Genomic DNA, 20,261 nt, shown 5'->3' with positions numbered 1-20,261 from the left:
GCGGGCCAATCGGGCGGTCTTAGCGGGGGTCTTCGGCCCAGCCTTTACGTTTGCTGGTTTTGCCGATGCCGGGGTTGAAGCTGTTGGTCGGATCGGCGGTGCGGTAGAACGCCTGCAGATCCGCCTTGGCGTGATACAGGTGGCCGACGTTATGCTCCGCGGGATACTCGGCGCCGCGCCGGTTAAGGATCTCGAGCATCTTTTCCTTCAGCGCATGGCTGTCGACGCCCTTTTTCACCACGTAGTCCTGATGGAAGACGTGGCACATAAAGTGGCCGTAATACAGCTTATGCACCAGTTGGCTGTCAATCTCCGGCGGCAGGGTTTCGAACCAGTCGGTGTCGTTGCGGCGCAGGGCGATATCCAGCGCCAGAATATCCTCCACCTTGTCGGCGTGCACCGCATGGTAGCGCACGGCGGCGCCGGCGGCGGCGAAGCGGTGCAGGAAGGCCTTTTTGCCTTCGTCAGGCGTGCAGGCGAAGAAAGCGCCTTCGGCCTGGGCGAAGTACTCGGTCAGGTAGCGCTGCGCTTCGTCTACGCCGGGGCCGGCCATCTTCAGCAGCAGGTGATGTTCGAAACGTTCGCGGTATTCCTTCATGCGCTTCGGCAGGTGGCTCGGCGCCAGATGGCTCAGGCCCTGCATCAGCCGATCGGTCAGGTTGTGTGGCAGCAGCGGCAGCTTGTTGAGGCTGGCGTCCATACGGCCTTTCAGGGTGAAGAAGCGCGGCATCTGATCGGTGCCGAGCTTGTCGATCATCATGAAGGTGTCTTTGCCGTACACCTCGGCGATGTCGAAGATATCGCGGTGCATGTACTCACCGGCCACCGGCAGGTTTTCGAACTGGCTCAGCATGTGGCGGCGCAGTTCGGTCAGCACCGCGGTGTCGTTGGTGCCGATATAGAACACCTGCTCTTTGCCTTCTTTCTCGAAGGTGTCGAGCCGCACCGCGAACACCGCCAGCTTGCCGGCGCAGCCGGAGGCCTCGTACAGGCGGCGTTTGTCGGCGTTGAAGCGGGAAGGGGTGTCGGCATCGACGTCGCGCACCCGGCTGGCGTACTCGTTATCCGAGGCGCGCAGCTCGCCGTATTCGACGTCTGTCGGGCGATAGTCGCCTTTTTCCAGCCGGGTGAGGATCTCTTCCGGCGTGTCGCCGAGGCGGATGCCCAAATGGTTCACCAGGCGCAGCTGGCCGTCTTCCCCTAGCTGGGCGTACAGCGCCATTTCGGTGTAGGCCGGGCCGCGTTTCACCAGCGAGCCGCCGGAGTTGTTGCACACGCCGCCGATCACCGAGGCGCCGATGCAGGAGGAACCGATCACCGAATGCGGTTCGCGGCCGTAGGGCTTGAGCAATTTCTCGAGGTGGTGCAGGGTGCTGCCGGGGAAGCCGACCACCTGCTTGCCGTTGTCCAGCACCTGAATATGGTCGAGGCGCAGGGTGCTGACGATGACGATCTCGCGGTCATAGTCGTTGCCGCTGGGGGTCGATCCTTCGGTCAGGCCGGTATTGGCGGCCTGCATGATGACGATTTTGTCGGCGGCCACGCAGGCCTGCAAAATGCGCCACAGCTGCAGCAGGCTGGTGGGAAACGCCACCGCCAGCGCCTGGCCTTCGCCGGAGCGGAACCCCTTGCGATACCGCTCGGTGTTGCGATCGCCGGTCAACAGCTGCGGGCCGCCGACGATGTCTTTAAGCTGGTTGATAAATGCCTGATTGCCTGACTGCATGCTGCCTGTCTCCCTGTCATCCCCGTTGCTTTAACCGCGGCGCCGGAGTGCCACATATAAGCTAAGAGGCTATCAATTAAATAACTTATTAAGCTATCAGCTTGCCAGGCTAATGGCTTGCGGGTTTAGTAGCGTTCGGCGTAGCCGGCCCGGCGCTCTTCGTCGCGCAGCGTCAGGATCTCCACGCCGTCGGCGGTGACCGCCACGGTGTGTTCCCACTGTGCCGACAGTTTTTTGTCGCGCGTCACCACCGTCCAGCCGTCTTTCTTCTGCTTGATGCGGCGGTCGCCCTGGTTGATCATCGGCTCGATGGTGAACACCATGCCTTCCTGCAGCACCATACCGCTGCCGGGTTGACCGTAGTGCAATACCGCCGGCTCTTCATGCATATCGCGGCCGATGCCGTGGCCGCAATACTCCCGCACGATGCTGTAGCCGGCCTGCTCGGCGTGCCGCTGGACGGCATGGCCGATATCGCCCAGGGTGGCACCCGGTTTTACCGCGCGAATGCCCTGCCACATCGATTCATAGACGTTGTTCACCAGCCGTTTGGCCAGCGGCGTCACCTGGCCGACGCAGTACATCTTGCTGGAGTCGGCGATATAGCCGCCGTTTTCCAGCGTGATGTCTACGTTGATAATCATGCCGGAACGCAGGATTTTGCTGGCCGACGGCACCCCGTGGCACACCACATCGTCGATTGAGGTGTTGAGCACATAGGGGAAATCATACTGCCCTTTGCTGGCCGGGCGCGACTTCAGCTCTTCGACGATAAACGCCTCGGCGCGGTCGTTGATCTCCATGGTGGAGATGCCTTCGACGATGACCTCATCGAGCATAGCAAACACTTTCGCCAGCAGGGCGCCGGAATGGCGCATTTTGGCAATCTCTTCCGGCGTTTTAATCACAATCTGTTTCACCCGACAATCTCCTTCAGCGTCAGCGCGTTATCTTTCATCATCTTTTTTACCAGCTGCGGGTAGGTCAGTTCCGGATGGAACTCCGCCAGCATACCGATCTTGATCCAGTATTCGGCCTGCGCGTTGATCGAACGCGTCATGGTCAGGCTGGCGAGGCGCAGATCGTCATGCAGCGCGTCTGAAATTTTTACGATGCCCATCGGCGTCTCCCTAAGTGAACGATATACGAAGTGTATACGTTTAGGATGGTGGCGATGTGGCATTCTGTGGCGTAAGAAGATTCTGGCAACAACGATTGCCGCCGCCAGACAATGCGTTTATTGTGATGAACGACTTTTTTGCCATGATTTTTCAGAAGGATTTAAGGCGTGACTAAACTACGTGTTGGGGTGATTTTTGGCGGTAAATCGGCGGAGCATGAGGTGTCGCTGCAGTCGGCCAAAAACATTGTGGATGCAATCGACAAAGAGAAGTTTGACGTCACGCTGCTGGGGATCGACAAACAGGGGCAGTGGCACATCAACGACGCCTCCAACTACCTGCTCAACGCCGAGAACCCGGCGCTGATCGCGCTGAACCGCTCGAACAAGAACGTGGCGCTGATCCCGGGCCAGGAAAAACAGCAGCTGATCGAAGCGGGCAGCGCCGGCGCGCTGGGCCAACTGGACGTTATTTTCCCGATCGTGCACGGCACGCTGGGGGAGGACGGCTCGCTGCAGGGGCTGCTGCGCATGGCCAATATGCCGTTCGTCGGCGCAGGCGTGCTCGGCTCGGCGGTCAGCATGGATAAAGACGTGACCAAGCGCCTGCTGCGCGATGCCGGGCTTGCGGTGGCGCCGTTCGTCACCCTGACGCGCGCCAACCGCGCCGGATTTACGTTTGAGCAATTGAGCGAGCGCCTCGGCCTGCCGCTGTTCGTCAAGCCGGCCAACCAGGGCTCCTCGGTCGGGGTCAGCAAGGTGGAAAACCGCGCCGAGTTCGACGCGGCGGTATTGCTGGCCTTCAGCTTCGATCACAAGGTGCTGGTGGAGTCAGCGATCGTTGGCCGCGAGATCGAGTGCGCGGTGCTGGGCAACGACGATCCGCAGGCCAGCGTGTGCGGCGAGATCGTGCTAAGCGACGCCTTCTATTCTTACGACACCAAATACATCAATGAGCAGGGCGCTCAGGTGGTGGTGCCGGCGGCAATCGCGCCGGAAGTGAGTGACCACATCCGTGAGGTGGCGCTGAAGGCGTTCCGCGCGCTGGAGTGCTTCGGGCTGGCGCGGGTGGATGTGTTCCTGACGCCGGACAACCAGGTGGTGATCAACGAAATTAACACGCTGCCGGGCTTCACCAATATCAGCATGTATCCCAAGCTGTGGGCCGCCAGCGGCGTCAGCTATCAGGCGCTGATCACGCGCCTGATCGAATTGGCGCTGGAACGCCACCAGCAGGATCGTGCGCTGAACAGTTCGGTATTCGATCGCTAAACGCGGGAGGGGGCGGCGGTGCCGCCCCCGTCCATCACTTCACCGTCACGTCGATATCGCCGAAATACTTCTTCGACAGCGCCGTCACCGTGCCTTGCTGTTTCACTTTGGCGATGGCGGCATCCAGTTTCTTCTTCAGCGCCTCATCCCCTTTGCGCAGGCCGAAGGCGATGCCTTCACCGAGGATCTTGTCGTCGCGCACCGCCTCGCCGACGAAGGCGAAGCCTTTGCCATCCGGCTGCGACAGGAAGCCGCTTTGCCCCGACGGCGCCATCACCAGCGTGGCGTCGAGCCGACCGGCCGCCAGATCCAGATAAACCTGATTCTGATCCTGGTAAGACACCACGTCCACGCCCGCCGGCGCCCAATGGGTTTTGGCGTAAATCTCCTGAATCGATCCTTGCAGCACGCCCACGTGTTTGCCCGCCAGCGATTTGGTGTCCGGCAGCAGGCCGCTGTCGGCCTTGGCGATCAGGCGGTTCGGCACCTGATAGATGGCGTCGGTAAAGGCGATCGCCTGACGCCGCTGTTCGGTCACGTTCATCGCCGAGTTGATGGCGTCGAACTTGCGCGCCTGCAGCGCCGGGATCAGGCTGTCGAACGAGGTTTCCACCCAGCTGCATTTCAACTGCGCGGCGGCGCACACCGCGTCGCCCAGTTCGATGTCGAACCCTTCCAGTTTGCCGCTGGCGGATTTGGATTCGAACGGCGGATACAGCGCTTCCAGGCCGAAGCGCAGGCTGTTTTCCGCCGCCAGCGAAGTGCCGGCGGCCAGCAGGCATCCGGCGGCGAACAGCGTTTTCAGTGCTTTCATAGGCAGTGCCCCTTTCCCATGGTCGGACAAAAAATTACGCCTGGCTCAGGCGGCGCGCGCCTTCCAGCAGGGTCTCGTTATCTTTGGAAAAACTCAGCCGGATTAGGCCGGTATTGGTGCCGTCGCTGTAGAACGCCGACAGCGGGATCGTCGCCACCTTCGCTTCGCGGATCAAGCGTACGGCGAAATCATTGTCGCTTTCGTGACTGAAGCCGCTAAAGCGGGCCAGCATGAAGAAGCTGCCGCGGCTGGGCAGCAGCTCAAAGCGCGAATCCTGCAAGGCGCTGGCCAGCAGATCGCGCTTTTGTTGGTAAAACGCCGCCAGCCCCAGGTAGCTCTGCGGGTTGGCGAGCGCGGCGGCGAAGGCGTGTTGCATCGGCGTATCGGCGGAGAACACCATAAATTGGTGCACCTTGCGGATCTCGTCCATCAGCGCCGCCGGCGCCAGACAGTAGCCGACGCGCCAGCCGGTGACGTGGTAGGTTTTACCGAACGACGACACGATCACGCTGCGTTCCGCCAGCTGCGGATAGCGCGCCATGCTGTGGTGAATTTCGCCGTCGAACACCACGTGTTCGTAGACCTCGTCGGACAGGATCACGATGTCGGTGTCGCGGGTCAGGGCGGTCAGGCGTTCGATGTCGTGCTCGTCAAACACCGCGCCGGTCGGGTTGTGCGGCGTGTTGACGATGATCATGCGCGTTTTGCCGTTGATGGCGGCGGCCACTTCGTCCCAGTCGACGCGAAAATCCTGCAGCGACAGTTTGATCGCCACCGGCGTGGCGCCCTGCAGGCGCACGATCGGCGCATAGCTGTCGAACGCCGGTTCGAAATAGATCACCTCGTCGCCGGGATGCACCAGCGCGCTGATCGCCGAGTACAGCCCTTCGCTGGCGCTGGCGATCACCGTGATTTCTTCGTCGGCGTCATAGCGTGCGCCATACAATCGTTCAGCTTTTTCCGCCAGAGCAGCACGTAACGCCGCCACGCCGCTCATCGGCGCGTATTGGTTATGACCTGCGCGCATGGCTTGCGCCGTTGCCTCGATCAGCTGCGGGTCGCCGGCGAAGTTGGGCGCGCCCTGCGACAGATTGAGGGCCTGATGTTCGGCGCTGAGTTGGCCAATGACGGTGAAAATGGTGGTGCCGACGTCCGGCAGCTTCGAGCGGGATGAACAGGCGCTCTGCATGATGGGCTCCAGGCAAACAGGGAAGTGTTGAGCGATTAAGCATCAGCCGGCGTAGGCGGACAAGGGAAAGTTTGTCATACTTGCCATGCACTGTGATCATACCTAATCGAGGCCTGCTATGCCGATATCCCTGCCGTCGCTCGACGTGTTGAAAACCTTCGTGGTGGTGGCGCAACGCCTCAACTTTACCCATGCCGCCCGGGAGCTGCACCTGACGCAGGGGGCGGTCAGCCGGCAAATTCTCGGGCTGGAGCAGCGCCTGGGTTATCCGCTGTTCAGCCGCCAGCCGCGCGGTTTGGCGCTGACGCCGCAGGGCGCGCAGCTGCTGGCGCCGGTGCAGCAGGCGCTGGGGCAGCTGGACGAGGCGCTGACGCGGGCCGCCGCCCCGCCGGGGGCGCTGCGCGTCAAATGCCCGACCTGCGCGATGCGCTGGGTGCTGCCGCGTGTGATTCGCCTGCAGAATGAACGGCCGGACATGCATATCGAGCTGACCGCCTCGGTGTCGCACGGTCTGGATTTCAGCACCGAGCAGTTTGACGCCGCGGTGGTATTCGGCCGGCCACCGGGTAAAAAGCTGACCGCGCACCTGCTGTTCGACGAAATCCTCACGCCGGTCTGCACGCCGACGTTTCTGCCGCCGGCACCCCGGCTGGCGGATTTGACGGACAAAACCCTGCTGCATCCGACGCGCGATCGCCGCGACTGGCTGCGCTGGCTGAAGGCGGCGGGGGCCGATGCGCTGCCGTCCGGCAAGGCTCAGCATTTCGATACTCTCGATCTGGCGATGAGCGCCGCGCTGCAGGGGTTCGGCATCGCCATCGGCGATCTGTGCCTGCTGGAGGAGGATATTCAGGCGCGGCGCGTCGTCACGCCGTTCCCGCTCTGCGTCAGCAGCGGCGCGGCCTATTATCTGGTCTATCCTGAACGCGGGGCGCCGCCGCCGGCGTTGGCGCCGCTGATCGATTTTCTGACGGCGGAGGCCGCCGACAGCCGCGCCCGGCTGCAGAATTACCTGCCGATAACCTGTAATGCTTTGTAAACATTGCCGATGCGAATTCCCTTGGCGATGAAACAGAGTGTGGCAAACTGTTTCTTCACTCCGATTAAACCCCGCGGCGTTGGCAGCGGAAACACGCCTGAGATAAAACAAGATGAAATGGCTTTGTGTGGTGAGTATGTTGTCCGGTCTGGCCCTCAGCCCGGCTTTTGCGCAGGAAACGCCGATAATGCAGGGCATTCACGCACAGCAGCGCGACGCCTTCGTGTCCCATTTGATGAAGCAGATGACGCTGGAAGAGAAGATCGGCCAGCTGCGGCTGATCAGCGTCGGGCCGGATAACCCGAAAGAAGCGATCCGCGAGGGCATCCGCAAAGGGCAGATCGGCGCCATTTTCAATACCGTCACCCGCCCGGACATTCGGGTGATGCAGGATCAGGCGATGCAGCTCAGCCGCCTCAAAATTCCGTTGTTCTTCGCCTATGACGTGGTGCACGGCCAGCGCACCGTGTTCCCGATCAGCCTGGGGCTGGCGGCCAGCTTCGATCTGGAGGCCATTGCGCTCAGCGCCCGCGTGGCGGCGCAGGAGGCCAGCGATGACGGCCTCAACATGACCTTCGCGCCGATGGTCGATATCACCCGCGATCCGCGCTGGGGCCGGGTCTCCGAAGGCTTCGGCGAAGACACCTGGCTGGTGTCGAAAATCGCCAAAGTGATGGTCGACGGTTATCAAAACGGCGACCCGGCCAAGCCCGGTTCGGTGATGGCCAGCGTTAAGCACTTTGCGTTGTACGGCGCCGTCGAAGGCGGCCGCGATTACAACACCGTCGACATGAGTCCGCTGCGCATGTATCAGGACTACCTGCCGCCTTACAAAGCGGCGGTGGATGCCGGCAGCGGCGGGGTGATGGTGTCGCTCAACTCGGTGAACGGCGTGCCGGCCACCGCCAACCCGTGGCTGCTGAAAGATCTGCTGCGCGATCAGTGGGGCTTTAAAGGCATCACCATCAGCGACCATGGGGCGATCAAAGAGCTGATTAAACACGGCGTGGCCGCCGACGCGCGCGACGCGGTACGCCTGGCAATCACCTCCGGCGTCGACATGAGCATGAGCGACGAGTTTTACGACAAATACCTGCCGGGTCTGGTGAAAGACGGGCTGGTGCCTGAAAGCGATATCGATCGCGCCTGCCGCGACGTGCTGAACACCAAGTACGACATGGGGCTGTTCACCGATCCGTATGTGCATCTGGGCCCGGCGGGTTCCGACCCGCAGGACACCAACGCCGAAAGCCGCCTGCACCGCGCCGAGGCGCGGGTGGTGGCACGCAAAACGATGGTGTTGCTGAAGAACGATAAGCAGACGCTGCCGCTGAGCAAGCAGGCGACCATCGCGCTGGTCGGGCCGATGGCCGACAGCCAGCGCGACGTGATGGGCAGCTGGTCGGCCGCCGGAGTGGTCAAGCAGTCGGTGACCCTGCGCGAAGGGTTGGAGCGGGCGGTGGGCGACAAGGCGCGCATTCTTTACGCCAAGGGCGCCAACGTCACGCAGGATAAAGGCATTATCGACTACCTGAACGAGTACGAGCCGGCGGTGGCGTTCGACACCCGTTCGCCGCAGCAGATGATCGACGAAGCGGTACAGGCGGCGAACAAGGCCGACGTGGTCGTGGCGGTGGTGGGGGAATCGCAGGGCATGGCGCATGAGGCCTCCAGCCGCGCTGACATCACGATCCCGCAGAGCCAGCGCGATCTGATCGCCGCGCTGAAAGCCACCGGCAAGCCGCTGGTGCTGGTGCTGATGAACGGCCGGCCGTTGGCGCTGAGCTGGGAGAGCGAGCAGGCGGACGCGATGCTGGAAACCTGGTACAGCGGCACCGAGGGCGGCAACGCAGTGGCGGACGTGTTGTTCGGCGACTACAACCCGTCGGGCAAGCTGCCGATGACCTTCCCGCGCTCGGTCGGCCAGATCCCGATGTACTACAACCACCTGAACACCGGCCGCCCGTTCGGCAAGGAGAATCCGGGCAAGTACACCTCGCGCTACTTCGATTCGCCGAACGGCCCGCTGTATCCGTTCGGTTACGGCCTGAGCTATACCACCTTCAGCCTGTCGGATCTGAAGCTGTCCAGCCCGACGATGGCGCGCAACGGCAAGCTAACCGCCAGCGTCACGCTGAAAAATACCGGCAAGTACGACGGCGCCACGGTGGTGCAGCTGTATCTGCAGGACGTGACCGCCTCGGTCAGCCGGCCGGTAAAAGAGCTGCGCAACTTCAAGAAAGTGACGCTGAAGGCCGGCCAGTCGCAGCAGGTTGAGCTGCCGATTAGCGAAGACGATCTGAAGTTCTACAACGCCAGCCTGAAATGGGGGGCGGAGCCGGGCAAATTCAACGTGTTCGTCGGCCTGGACTCCGACAACGTGCAGGCGCACAGTTTTACGCTGAAGTAACCCTGTCCCCCTCGTTCGCCGCGCTGAGCGAGGGGGTATCCATTCCCGCTAACGTCATCGGAGCTTGCCTCATGAAACGCTATCTGGACTGCAGCGCCAGCGATCTGGCCGATATCGGCAAAGCCGACCTGCTCTATGCCATCCGCGCCAGCGAAGGGCGCATCTTGGTCAGCGAAACCATCGCGGTCACTCAGCCGCTGCTCAATAACGTCACCAACGCCGAACTGGCGGCCAGCCAGGGCGCCGACCTGCTGCTGCTGAACCTGTTCGACGTTGACCATCCGCACATCGCGGGCCTGCCCGCCGACGTGCCGCCTCAGGAGGCGCTGCGCACGCTGCAGCGCCTGACCGGGCGGGTGATCGGGGTGAATCTGGAGGCCGTCGATCCGGCCTTCGCCACCGAACATAACGATTTCTGGCAGATGACGGCGGGGCGCGCCGCCACCGCCGAGAATGCCCGCAAGCTGTATCAGCTCGGCGCGCGCATGCTGGTGCTGACCGGCAACCCGAACAACGGCGTCAGCAATCAGGCGATCGCCGTCGCGCTGAAAGCGATTCGCGATGAAGTGGGCGACGAGATGGTGCTGGTGACCGGCAAGATGCACGGGGCCGGTATCGTGCGCGAAAGCGGCAGCCAGCTGATCGGTGAGCAGGACATCGCGCTGTTCGTGGAGAACGGTGCGGACATCGTGCTGTTGCCGGCGCCGGGCACCATTCCCGGCATGTCGCAGGAGAAAGTGGCGGCACTGATCAATTTTGCCCAGCGGCAAGGTGCGCTGGCGATGACGGCGATCGGCACCTCGCAAGAGGGGGCCGACGTGCAGACCGTGCGGCAGATTGCGCTGATGAGCAAAATGGCCGGGGCGGATCTGCACCATATCGGCGATACCGGCTATCTGGGGCTGGCGCTGCCGGAAAACATCTTCGCTTACAGCGTGGCGATTCGCGGCGTGCGCCACACCTACAGCCGCATGGCGCGCTCGGTGAACCGCTAAGCCTGGGGTTTTTGCGCCGTCACGATGCTGAAATAGCCGAGCGACGGCAGCACCTGAGCAGGCCCGAAGCCGACGTCGTGCAGCAGGTCGCGGATTTCCCTGCCGGAGTATTGGCGGCCCTGCGTCCATCCCATCATCATCAGGCTGTACCCCGCGGCGGCAGGCGGCCCGTCGCCGTCATCGTTGTACAGCACTTCGTGGATCACGATCCTGCCCCCGGGCGGGAGGGCCGCATAGCTCTTTTGCGCCAGGAAGCGGTTCTTGTCCATCGGCCAGTCGTGGAAAATATTGGAGTACAGGTGCAGATCCGCAGCCGGGTAGGGATCGCGCCACATATCGCCGCTGTGGGTGCCGATGCGCTGGCTGAGACCGTAATGGCGCGCGTAGTCGGCGGCGAGCGGGCACACCTCCGGCAGATCGAACACGGTGCAGGTCAACGTCGGCCAGTGGGCCGCCAGGCTGATGGCATGGGCGCCGGAGGCGCCGCCGATATCCAGCGCCGCGCGGCAGGCGCCGAGGGGTAACAGCGCCGGCCAAACGCTGGCCGAGCCCATGCTCAGGCTGTGCATGGCGTGGGTAAACCGCCGCATTCTATCGGCGTCGAGCGTATGGGTTTCAAACAGCTCCTGCTCGCCGTACGCCTGCGAGGTATTTTTTCTGATGGCGTTTTCCAGGTTTTTCAGCGAGAAAATTTCGCTGTTTTCAATCATCAAATCCCAGAAGTAGCCGAAATAATGCGGGTTGTTTTTTAACAAAAAGGTTTCCGCTTCCGGCGTGAGAGAGAATGTTTCACCGTCTCTGTCTATCAATTTCAATGCCAATAACGCCATGACCAACGTTTCCGCCGGGCGTCTTTCCACATTGGCCTGAGTGCATATATCGGTCAGGTTACGGGGGTGCAAAGCAATAAATTCAAAGATGCCCAGGCGATGCGCGATAAGCACCGCCGGATAGAGATATAAATTCATCGTGATATCGAGAATGGTTTTGTCGTCGCATTGCGGCGGCCGGACGGAATGGTTCATGTGAATCCCCTCCCACTAAGGCATGGCGCGTCTTAACAGGCTATGTCACGCCTGTGATTTTAGCAAAGGGTGGGAGCGCGATTGACCGCAGGCCAACGCTTCCGTTGCAAATAATTCCTGGGTGAGATTATTTTTAATGTGAATTGAGCGCGGCCAATATCGAGCGTGAAAAAATGATACCGGGCGGAGGTCATTACCCTATCGTGCGTTTTTATTTTATTGGGGGTTAACTTAATCACAGTTATTAACGCGTTAGGGTTGTGCTAATCTAGGCCGCCGTTATACCGTAGCGGTGTTCACATTCTTTTTGTGAATAATTAAAACTTAACTATTTCATTATTAAAACGAGTTAACAATGAAAAAAAGCATTCTGACCGGCATGATTGCCGCGACTCTGGGCCTGTTCAACACCGCTAACGCTGAAGGGATGGATCCTGCCGCATTAAAAAACGTTTATGACATCACGCGCAATACCGCCGGGCTGATGTCTTACTGCGTCGATAAAGGCTTCCTGAAAGCCGACAGCATCGACAACGCCAAGAAAATGGTGGCCTACGTGGCGGCTATTCCCGGCGGCGTCGACACCCGCGACGGCGACAAGCGCGAAGCGATGGGCCGTGAAGGCAATGTGCTGAACGACGACGGCAAAGTGGTTGCGTTGGAAAAAGAAGCGCCGCAGGGGCTGCAGGCATGGTGCCAGCAGGCTGACGAAGGGATCCGCCAGGGGCTGACGTCTATCGGTCAATAAGCGCCGGTGAAGAGAATCTCCGGGCCAGGCGGCCCGGGGAATCTTACCAGAACAGCGGGGTGGTGTTTTCAGCCAGAAACGCCAGCAGGGTTTCGTTGACCGCCGCCGGATTTTCCTTGTTGCTGATATGCCCGGCGTTGGGGATCAGCACATGTTGACAGCCGAGAAGATCGGCCATGCGCTGGCCTTCCGCCTGCGGGCGCGGTTTATCCTGCGCGCCGGTGATGACGATGCTGGCGGCGGTGATGTTTTCCAGCAGCGGCAGCTTGTCGGGGCGACCGAAGATCATCCGGCCCAGTGGCACGATGCTCTCGCGCAGGCGATCGGCGGGCAGGCTTTGCAGATGGGCCAGCAGTGGCTGCGACAACGCATCGGGCACCTCGTCGGAATAAAACTGCGCGGCGATATATTCCAGCAGCGGCGAAGTGATGGTGCCGGCCTGTTCAACGGCGGCCAGCATGCCCATATAGCGCTGCCGCGCCTCCGGCGTTTCGTCGCCCAGGTAGCTGTCCATCAGCGCCAGCACCTTGACCCGTTCCGGCGCCAGCGCCGCCAGTTCGGCGCCCCACATGCCGCCGACGGACAGGCCGACGATGCCGAACTCTTCAATATCCAAATGATCCATCAGCGCCAGATGGTCGGCGGCGATATCCGACAGGCTGTTACGCCCGGCCGGCAGCGCCGGTGAGTCGCCGTGGCCCCAGAGATCCGGCACGATCAGGCGATAGCGTTTCGCCAGCGCTTCGAACTGCGGCGCCCACATGTTCAGATCGAACAGATAGCTGTGGCCCAACAGCAACGGAAAGCCTGAGCCCACGTCGAGATAATGCAGGGATTTGCCCATCGTTGGCATCTTATCGGTTCCTTATATAAAGAGAGTCCGGCTGCTTATATCACACTCATATTCAACCTGCGGTATTAATTTACCTTAAATTACTTAGGTAAACCCTTATTTTTAATTTCTCTTGATAACAAGACGTCAATGAAAGGTGATGCTAAGGATAATATTCTGGTGACGATAAGAGCCTTGGTTTATGCTGGCGCTCCTTTCAAGATGGAATAAGTAAACAGGGAGTCACGATGAAAAGACTTTTCAGACTATTAATTATTTTGCTTGTCATTTTGCTGCTGGCGGCGGTGCTGTGGTGGTTCTTCGGGCGTGGTAATCCGAATGCGCTGTGGCAAATCGTCAGCCAACAGTGCGTGCCCAATCAGCAGCAGAACAACGATCCGGCGCCCTGCTTAAAGGTTGATTTAACCGAGGGTTATGTGCTGTTTAAGGACAGTAAAGGCCCCTATCACGATCTGGTGATGCCAACCGAAAAGGTCAGCGGCATCGAGAGCCCGGCATTGCAGACGGAGCACGCGCCGCCTTATTTCGCCCAGGCCTGGAATAACCGTGAACATATATCCGGCGAGCTGGGTAAACCGCTAAAAGATGCATGGCTTTCTCTGGCGGTCAATTCGAAATATGGTCGCTCTCAGAATCAGCTGCATATTCACGTTGCCTGCCTGCGTCAGGATGTCTATAACGCGCTGGGGCAGCAGGCGGAGCAATTAGATCAACAGTGGCGCCCGCTGGCGGTGAAATTGGTCGGCCATCAATATCTGGCCAGAAAATTGGCGGGCACCGATTTAACCCAGGAAGATCCTTTCCGTTTACTGCACAACTATGTGGTCAAGCAGGGCGACAGCATCGGCAATTATGGCCTGGCGCTGGCGGTCAGCCCACAGGGCGAGATGCTGCTGTTGGCGAACCGTCTGAAGCTGACCGATCTGAATCTGGGGTCGGCCGGTGAAATCCAGGACTATCAGTGCGCGGTGGCGGGCAACTGAAGATGATGACAACCCGCCGGCTGCATTAGCCGCCGGCTGCCGTGCGGTCAGAGCTTCTTCAGCAGTTCCAGCAGCTGCGCTTCGCTTTTCTCCGCCAGCCCGTCGATCGCCAGCTTGATGATGTCGGAGCGGGTGATGCGCACGATGCCGCTGCGCGCCGCCTGGACGATCACCTCATCGATGGCTTCAATGTGGTTGTCCGTCAGGCTGACGGAGATCGCCTTGTAGGTGCGCTTGCGGCCGGCCGGTTTGGCTTCCGGCGCGGGCACCGCGACCGGCAGCGTGTGCGAGGTGGCGCTGTTGATGAATTCGTCTTCCGACATGCGGTGGGTGGGGGTGCGCTTCTTCACAGGATCACCTCTTTCACCAGGCATTCAATTTCGCTCTGCGCCTTTTCGTTGTTTGCCTCATGCACGGTGATGGCTTCGCCCCAGGCATCGCGATAAATCTTGCGGTCGCACAGGCGGTGGCTCACCAGCGTGAACTCCGGGTATTCGCTCAGCACCTGCGCCGCTTCGTTGGCTTCGTTGATGAAGATATTGGTCGGGCACATGTTCAGCACGATGTAGCCTTTGACCTTTTCGTTGTACTCCTGCGCGGTGGAGAACATCTCCGACAGATAGCCGACGGTGTCGAGATCCATCTGCGAAGGGCGCAGCGGCGAGAGGAACAGATCGGCGGCCAGCAGCCCGGAGCGCAGTTCGGCGCTGTCGCGGCCGGCGGTGTCGACGATCACGTAGTCGTAATGGCGATCCAGTTCCAGCAGCGTTTCCTTGATTTTGCCCGACGCTGCCACCACCGGAATGTGCGGCAGCCCTTCGACGTTCTGGCGGTCGTTGTACCAGGTCATGATCGATTTCTGGTCGTCGGCATCGACGATGATCGCCGTCTTGCCTTGCTTAAGAATCAGATACCCGGCGATATTCACCGCTTTCGTCGATTTGCCGACGCCGCCTTTTTGCGAGCCAATCAGGACAATCATGCTGCCATCTCTCAAGTTATTAAGCTGATAACTTATTAAGTTAATGTGCTTATTAGGTTGATAATCAAACAGGTTAACAAGAACAACTCGCGAACAATATGCACCAACTGCGGCGGCTTGCCAAGCCAGTATGTCGTTAACTGCGCAGCTTATTTTGCGCTGGATGGCCCGGATGGGTAAGTAGGAATTCTCTGGGAAGTGGCGATGCGGAGGCGGGTTTTGTTAATTTAACAGCTTAATAAGTTAGTGACCCATTAAGCTGTTGTCGACATTATTTCTTCATCATCGCCTTCAGGTTGGCGAACGGGTTGTGGGTGGCGACGCCGACATCTTTCTGTGCGTCTTCACCGGCCACCACCGTCGAACCGTATTGATCGGCTTCGGTGTATTTCGAGTGCTCGTGGTCGTGGCAATACAGGCACAGCATTTCCCAATTGCTGCCGTCTTCGGGGTTGTTGCTGTGATCGTGATCGATGTGGTGCACCGTCAGTTCGCGCAGGTTGGAATAAACGAACTCGCGCGAGCAGCGCCCGCACACCCAGGGGAACAGTTTCAGCGCTTTTTCGCGGTAGCCGGTTTCCAGCTTCGCATAGTTTTTGGGGATATAGGCCATGGTGGTCGTCCGTCGTGAATCACTATGCGGCAAATAATACCACATTGCGTGCGGCTACAACGTGCGGCTCATCCTGCCGCTAGCGAAACGTCTCCACCGCCCAGTCGATAAACGCCCGCAGTTTGCCGCTGAGGTGGCGGTTGGACGGGTAGACCACGTACATCTGCTCCGGCGGCGGCTGCCAGTCGTGCAGCAGGCTGACCAGCTCACCGCTGTCGAGGTGCGGCTGCGCCATAAAGCGATAGGTCTGGATGATGCCCAATCCGGCCAGGCTCGCCGCCAGCAGCGCGTTGCCTTCGTTGATGCTGACCGGATAGCGTTGCTGGATGGCGATCTCTTTGCCGCGCTCGACATAGCGTTGCGGATGGATGCGGTCGTTGACCGGATGGCGATAGTGCACCATCGGGAAACCCTGCTCCAGATCGCACGGGTGGCGCGGCGTGCCGTGGCGCGCCAGGTAGGCCGGGGTGGCGCAGCTCACCCAGTCCAGATCGAACAGGCGGCGGGCGATCAGGCTGGAATCGGCCAGCGGGCCGCTGCGGATCACGCAGTCGGTGCTGTCGCTAATGAGATCGATAACGCGGTCGCCGACGCTCAGATCGATCTGTATCTGCGGGTAGCGCGCCAGAAAATCGGGCAGCGCGGGCAGCAGCAGCCGGCGCGCGGTGCCGCCGCCGGTGTCGATGCGCAATACGCCTTGCGGTGAGCTTTGCGATTCGGTCAGGCAGCCTTCCATCTGCTCCAAATCCGCCAGCCATTTCACCGTATTCTGGTAATAGCATTCGCCTTCGCGGGTGACCGACACGCTGCGGGTGGTGCGCTGAAACAGCTTGGTCTGCAGGTGATCTTCCAGGCTCTGGATCAGCTTGGTCACCGTGGCTTTCGGCATGCCCAGCGAATCGGCGGCGCGGGTAAAGCCGCCGGTTTCCACCACGCGGTTAAACACCCGGATGGCGAGTAGATGATGGTCCATAGGCTCTCAGCGCAACGCCCCGGCGGCGGCCGGGGCGCGTTTCTGCGGATAAATAAGGATTAACACTGTTTAGCGCCAATCACGCCGGAGCGCAAGCTGAGGCCGAACACCAACGCGGCGGAGAGGATCAGTGCGCCGCCGAACAGCATGGCGCTGCTGACGCCCTGCCAGTCCACCACCTCGCCGCCCAGCAGTGCGCCGGAGGCCAGTGCGATCTGCACCACGCATACCAGCAGCGCCTGGCCGGCTTCCGGCGCCTGCGGCACCGCGGCGAACATCCAGTTGGTGGCGCATACCGGCACCGCGCCGAAGGCCAGCCCCCAGACCATCACCATCAGTGTGGCGCCGCCAAGGCCGCTGAGCAGCGGCGAGACGATGAGGATGGCTGCCAGCATGGCGGCGATCAGGATGAAGGTGGCGCGCAGGCTGTATTCCCCCAGACGCTCGCCGAGGAAGGTGCCCAGCAGGCCGATGGCGCCATAGGCCAACAGCTGCAGCGAGATTGCCGACGGGCTAAGGACGAACACCTGTTGCAGCAGGGGCCGCAGATAGGTGTAGGCGGCGAAGTGGCCGATGAACAGCAGCACGATAGCGATCAGGCCGATGCGCGCCATCGGCAGGCGCAGCGGCAGCACCAGATCGCGCGGCGTGACCGGCCGGGAAGGCGGCACCGAGGTCAGCAAACGCAGCTGCGCCAGCAGTACGCCGACCGCCAATGCCGCACCGCCGAAGAAGGCGGCGCGCCAGCCGAACAGATCGCCGATCAGCGCCCCCGCCGGCACGCCGCACACCGCGCCGACCGAGATGCCGCTGAGGATCAGCGCGGTGGCGCGGCCCTGGTTGGCTTCCGGCACCAGATGGCGGCCGTAGTTGGCGGCGAACGACCAGAAGCCGCCGACGCAGATGCCCAGCAGTACGCGGCCCAGCAGCATCATCGGGAAGTTGACGGCCAGCGCCGCCACCAGGTTGGAGACGATCAGCAGCAGCGACAGTCCCAGCATCAGTAAACGCCGGTCCAGGCGGCCGGAAATCAGGCTTAATGCGGGGGCGGCCACCGCCGCTACGATGCCGGGCATGGTGACCATCAGCCCGGCGGTGCCGGTGCTGACGCCGAGCGAAGGGGCGATGTTGGTCAGCAGGCCGATCGGCAGAAACTCGGTGGTGACCATGACAAAACAGGCGACCGTCAGCGAGAAGATCGCCGGCCACGGGGATGATGCAGGTTTATCTTTATTATTCAGCATAATGCCGCTCGTCTTGGGTGAATGCGCAGGCCGCGCTCGGGGCGCGGTGTGACCGAAGTCACAATCTACGGCAGGCCGAAGCCGCGGATAAATCCGTTTGCGGTGGTTACACTGTTTCTGAGGGGAAACAATCGCCGGCGGCGGGTGAAAACGCGGCTTGCGCCGCGCTGAGGGGAAAGGAATAAAACGGCATAAGGTTATGACCGAATGCCGCGTGGCGTTCACAGCCCCGGCGCTTTCCACAGCGAAGTGGTCAGGCCGTTATCCACCAGCGTCAGCTGATCGGCGTAAACCTGCCGCCAGGTTTCTTTCTGTTCCTGATACAGCGCGTGGTGGGCCATGTCCGGCTGGTGTTCGCGTTCCCAGCGCACCAGGCGCTCGCCGGTTTCGGCCAGCGACTCGTACAGCCCGGCGCCGACGCCGGCGGCGATCGCACAGCCCAGCGCGGTGGCCTCTTTCACCACCGGCACCCGCACCGTCAAACCGGTGACGTCGCTGAGGATCTGGCTCCACAGCTTACCCTTGGCCCCGCCGCCGGCGAACACCAGCGAGCGCGCCTGTACGCCGGAGAAGGCGGCGATCTGCTCCAGGTTGCAGGCGGAGACGATGGCAGCGTTCTCTTCCAGCGCGCGGAACAGCGTCTGTTTGTTGCAGCGCTCCGGGTCGATCGACATATTGATGAACGATGGCGCCGCGTGGTACCAGGTTTTGAAATGCATGGCGTCGGAAAAGATCGGCATCACGCCGTAGGCGCCCGGCGGCACCCTGGCCGCCATCTCTTCCAGCAGGCTGTAGGCATCGACCCCCAGCCGCTCCGCCAGCAATTTTTCCTCCGCGCAGAAGGCATCGCGGAACCAGCGCATGGTCAGGCCGGTAAAGAAGCTGATGGATTCCGCCTGCGCCATGCCGGGAATGACGTGGGGGTTGATGCGAATGTTCATCTCCGGATCGATGGCCGGCTCCGGCAGGTTGACGATCTGCTGCCAGAAGGTGCCGCCGAGCACCGCCGTCTGCCCGGCGCGCACGATGCCGAGCCCCAGGCTGCCGAGCTGCACGTCGCCGCCGCCCATCACCACCGGGGTGCCGCGTAGCAGCCCGCTCTCCTGCGCCGCCTGTTCGGTGACGCGCCCCAGCACGCTGCCGGTCTCTTTCACCGGCGACAGAATATCGGCGCGCAGCCCGGCCATGTCGAGCAGCGCCGGGCACCAGTCGCGGCTGGTCAGATCCAGCATGCCGGTGGTGCCGGCGTTGGAAGGATCGACCGCCAGCTCGCCGCTGAGCATGTTGGCCAGCCAGTCGCTGATCATGGTCAGCGTCGCCGCCTGGCGGTAGATGTCCGGCCGATGGTGCGCCAGCCACAGCAGGCGCGGCATGGCGCTCAGCGCCAGCGTCTGGCCGGAGTATTGATACACCTCGCGTTCGAAGCCGTGGTTGTGCAGCTCTTTCAGCTCGCTGACTTCGTGGCTGGCGCGCGCATCGACGTTGGCGCAGGCCCAGATCGGCACGCCGTTGCGGTCGTACAGCACGATGCCTTCACGCATCGAACAGCAGGCCACCGCGCGGATCGCCTGAGCGCTCAAGCCTGCACGTTGCATCGCCTGGCGAATGCACTGGCAGGCCAGCTGCCAGTTGTGGCTGAGGTCAAACTCCATCGAGCCGGGCACGCCCGGCACCGCCAGGTGTTGCCACTCCGCCTGGCCGTGCGCTATCTGGTTGCCCGCCACATCGAAGATCACCGCGCGAATGCTGCCCGTTCCTGCGTCCAGCGCCATCAAGTAGTTATCCATAGCCTATGCTCTCAGGGGGAGGAGTGTTAACTATAGATGCCGCCGCCTTACCCCGCCGGGGGAGGAGTGGGCGTCGCCGATGCGATTTGTGAGCCAGGCGGCAAAATTGCCGTTGCGGCGGGCAATCGACGGGAATAAACCTATGGTTGGAAAGAGTCATTTTGCGGTACGCCGTTTAAACAAGGAGTTGCCATGCACGTCACATTGGTTGAGATCAACGTTAAACAAGACAAAATCGACGAATTTATCGATGTTTTCCGCGCCAATCACCTGGGGGCAATCGAAGAGCCGGGCAACCTGCGCTTCGACGTGCTGCAGGACGAACAGATTCCGACGCGGTTTTACATCTACGAAGCCTATCGCGACGAGCAGGCGGTGGCGGCGCACAAGCAGACCCCGCACTACCTGCAGTGCGTGGAGAAGCTGGAAGCGCTGATGACCGGCCCGCGCAAGAAGACCACCTTTATCGGCCTGATGCCGGAATAATC

Annotated in this window: 20 protein-coding genes; 7 read left to right on the top strand and 13 right to left on the bottom strand. The window is 61.3% G+C overall.

What is annotated here, in order from left to right:
• Nucleotides 1–19 precede the first annotated feature (19 nt).
• The 3 genes from dld to GF111_RS05765 all read right to left on the bottom strand — a co-directional run bounded on the left by dld (nucleotide 20) and on the right by GF111_RS05765 (nucleotide 2,846).
• Entirely contained in the window at nucleotides 20–1,726 is a 1,707-nt protein-coding gene (dld, locus tag GF111_RS05775; RefSeq protein ID WP_147190091.1) for a D-lactate dehydrogenase, read from the bottom strand.
• A 125-nt stretch (nucleotides 1,727–1,851) separates the two neighbouring features.
• Nucleotides 1,852–2,646 (bottom strand): type I methionyl aminopeptidase, encoded by a 795-nt coding sequence (gene map, locus GF111_RS05770; protein WP_038879936.1) that lies wholly within the window; start codon nucleotides 2,644–2,646, stop codon nucleotides 1,852–1,854.
• Nucleotides 2,643–2,846, bottom strand: coding sequence for a ParD-like family protein (locus tag GF111_RS05765; protein ID WP_006324220.1), 204 nt, complete (start codon nucleotides 2,844–2,846; stop codon nucleotides 2,643–2,645). The genes map and GF111_RS05765 overlap by 4 nt, the downstream gene beginning before the upstream one ends.
• A 168-nt stretch (nucleotides 2,847–3,014) precedes the next feature.
• Between GF111_RS05765 and ddlA the strand changes: the two genes are divergently transcribed.
• Nucleotides 3,015–4,118, top strand: coding sequence for a D-alanine--D-alanine ligase (gene ddlA / locus GF111_RS05760; protein WP_147190090.1), 1,104 nt, complete (start codon nucleotides 3,015–3,017; stop codon nucleotides 4,116–4,118).
• A 34-nt stretch (nucleotides 4,119–4,152) separates the two neighbouring features.
• On the opposite strand, the gene GF111_RS05755 is transcribed toward ddlA, so the two are convergent.
• Together GF111_RS05755 and GF111_RS05750 are read right to left on the bottom strand one after the other, a co-directional pair.
• Nucleotides 4,153–4,932 carry an ABC transporter substrate-binding protein gene (locus GF111_RS05755; RefSeq protein WP_147190088.1) on the bottom strand — a complete coding sequence of 260 codons (780 nt, stop codon included), beginning with the start codon at nucleotides 4,930–4,932 and terminating at the stop codon, nucleotides 4,153–4,155.
• A 34-nt stretch (nucleotides 4,933–4,966) separates the two neighbouring features.
• A complete protein-coding gene (locus GF111_RS05750) occupies nucleotides 4,967–6,121 on the bottom strand; it encodes a pyridoxal phosphate-dependent aminotransferase (RefSeq protein WP_038879947.1) in 1,155 nt (384 codons plus the stop codon).
• A 118-nt stretch (nucleotides 6,122–6,239) separates the two neighbouring features.
• On the opposite strand from GF111_RS05750, the gene GF111_RS05745 reads away from it, so the two are divergent.
• The 3 genes from GF111_RS05745 (at nucleotide 6,240) to GF111_RS05735 (ending at nucleotide 10,565) form a co-directional block, all read left to right on the top strand.
• Nucleotides 6,240–7,160: a LysR substrate-binding domain-containing protein gene (locus GF111_RS05745; RefSeq protein WP_080490875.1), complete on the top strand. Its 921-nt coding sequence runs from the start codon at nucleotides 6,240–6,242 to the stop codon at nucleotides 7,158–7,160.
• Between the two features lie 112 nt (nucleotides 7,161–7,272).
• Nucleotides 7,273–9,570, top strand: a complete 2,298-nt coding sequence (gene bglX / locus GF111_RS05740; protein WP_057523640.1) for a beta-glucosidase BglX — start codon at nucleotides 7,273–7,275, stop codon at nucleotides 9,568–9,570.
• Between the two features lie 71 nt (nucleotides 9,571–9,641).
• Complete coding sequence (locus tag GF111_RS05735) at nucleotides 9,642–10,565, top strand: PEP phosphonomutase (RefSeq protein WP_038879955.1); 924 nt, start codon at nucleotides 9,642–9,644, stop codon at nucleotides 10,563–10,565.
• Here the strand turns inward: GF111_RS05735 and GF111_RS05730 are convergent.
• Nucleotides 10,562–11,590 carry a methyltransferase gene (locus GF111_RS05730; protein WP_047728332.1) on the bottom strand — a complete coding sequence of 343 codons (1,029 nt, stop codon included), beginning with the start codon at nucleotides 11,588–11,590 and terminating at the stop codon, nucleotides 10,562–10,564. The genes GF111_RS05735 and GF111_RS05730 overlap by 4 nt on opposite strands.
• Nucleotides 11,591–11,945: 355 nt before the next feature.
• Here GF111_RS05730 and GF111_RS05725 point away from each other — a divergent pair, with 355 nt between their 5' ends.
• Nucleotides 11,946–12,338 carry a hypothetical protein gene (locus GF111_RS05725; protein WP_038879962.1) on the top strand — a complete coding sequence of 131 codons (393 nt, stop codon included), beginning with the start codon at nucleotides 11,946–11,948 and terminating at the stop codon, nucleotides 12,336–12,338.
• A gap of 43 nt (nucleotides 12,339–12,381) precedes the next feature.
• Here the strand turns inward: GF111_RS05725 and GF111_RS05720 are convergent, their stop codons facing one another.
• Nucleotides 12,382–13,182: an alpha/beta fold hydrolase gene (locus GF111_RS05720; protein WP_047728330.1), complete on the bottom strand. Its 801-nt coding sequence runs from the start codon at nucleotides 13,180–13,182 to the stop codon at nucleotides 12,382–12,384.
• Between the two features lie 236 nt (nucleotides 13,183–13,418).
• Here GF111_RS05720 and GF111_RS05715 point away from each other — a divergent pair, with 236 nt between their 5' ends.
• On the top strand, nucleotides 13,419–14,174 hold the full coding sequence (locus GF111_RS05715; RefSeq protein ID WP_038879967.1) for a CDP-diacylglycerol diphosphatase: 756 nt from the start codon (nucleotides 13,419–13,421) through the stop codon (nucleotides 14,172–14,174).
• A 47-nt stretch (nucleotides 14,175–14,221) separates the two neighbouring features.
• Here GF111_RS05715 and GF111_RS05710 read toward each other — a convergent pair whose 3' ends face one another.
• The 6 genes from GF111_RS05710 to lsrK all read right to left on the bottom strand — a co-directional run bounded on the left by GF111_RS05710 (nucleotide 14,222) and on the right by lsrK (nucleotide 19,773).
• On the bottom strand, nucleotides 14,222–14,524 hold the full coding sequence (locus tag GF111_RS05710; RefSeq protein ID WP_038879971.1) for a hypothetical protein: 303 nt from the start codon (nucleotides 14,522–14,524) through the stop codon (nucleotides 14,222–14,224).
• Nucleotides 14,521–15,156: an AAA family ATPase gene (locus GF111_RS05705; protein ID WP_038879975.1), complete on the bottom strand. Its 636-nt coding sequence runs from the start codon at nucleotides 15,154–15,156 to the stop codon at nucleotides 14,521–14,523. The genes GF111_RS05710 and GF111_RS05705 overlap by 4 nt, the downstream gene beginning before the upstream one ends.
• Nucleotides 15,157–15,427: 271 nt before the next feature.
• Complete coding sequence (yajD, locus tag GF111_RS05700) at nucleotides 15,428–15,769, bottom strand: HNH nuclease YajD (RefSeq protein ID WP_016928619.1); 342 nt, start codon at nucleotides 15,767–15,769, stop codon at nucleotides 15,428–15,430.
• Nucleotides 15,770–15,848: 79 nt separating this feature from the next.
• Complete coding sequence (locus GF111_RS05695; RefSeq protein WP_055316032.1) at nucleotides 15,849–16,742, bottom strand: LysR family transcriptional regulator; 894 nt, start codon at nucleotides 16,740–16,742, stop codon at nucleotides 15,849–15,851.
• A 59-nt stretch (nucleotides 16,743–16,801) separates the two neighbouring features.
• Nucleotides 16,802–17,986 (bottom strand): MFS transporter, encoded by a 1,185-nt coding sequence (locus GF111_RS05690; protein ID WP_147190086.1) that lies wholly within the window; start codon nucleotides 17,984–17,986, stop codon nucleotides 16,802–16,804.
• A gap of 221 nt (nucleotides 17,987–18,207) precedes the next feature.
• Nucleotides 18,208–19,773, bottom strand: coding sequence for an autoinducer-2 kinase (gene lsrK, locus GF111_RS05685; RefSeq protein WP_055316033.1), 1,566 nt, complete (start codon nucleotides 19,771–19,773; stop codon nucleotides 18,208–18,210).
• 192 nt (nucleotides 19,774–19,965) lie between these two features.
• Between lsrK and lsrG the strand changes: the two genes are divergently transcribed.
• Complete coding sequence (gene lsrG, locus GF111_RS05680; protein WP_004939559.1) at nucleotides 19,966–20,259, top strand: (4S)-4-hydroxy-5-phosphonooxypentane-2,3-dione isomerase; 294 nt, start codon at nucleotides 19,966–19,968, stop codon at nucleotides 20,257–20,259.
• Nucleotides 20,260–20,261: the final 2 nt, after the last annotated feature.

Origin of the sequence: Serratia sp. HRI (genome assembly GCF_010119335.3) — a bacterium.
In the GTDB taxonomy this organism is placed as follows: domain Bacteria; phylum Pseudomonadota; class Gammaproteobacteria; order Enterobacterales; family Enterobacteriaceae; genus Serratia; species Serratia nevei.
This window is presented reverse-complemented; position numbering and strand designations above follow the sequence as displayed.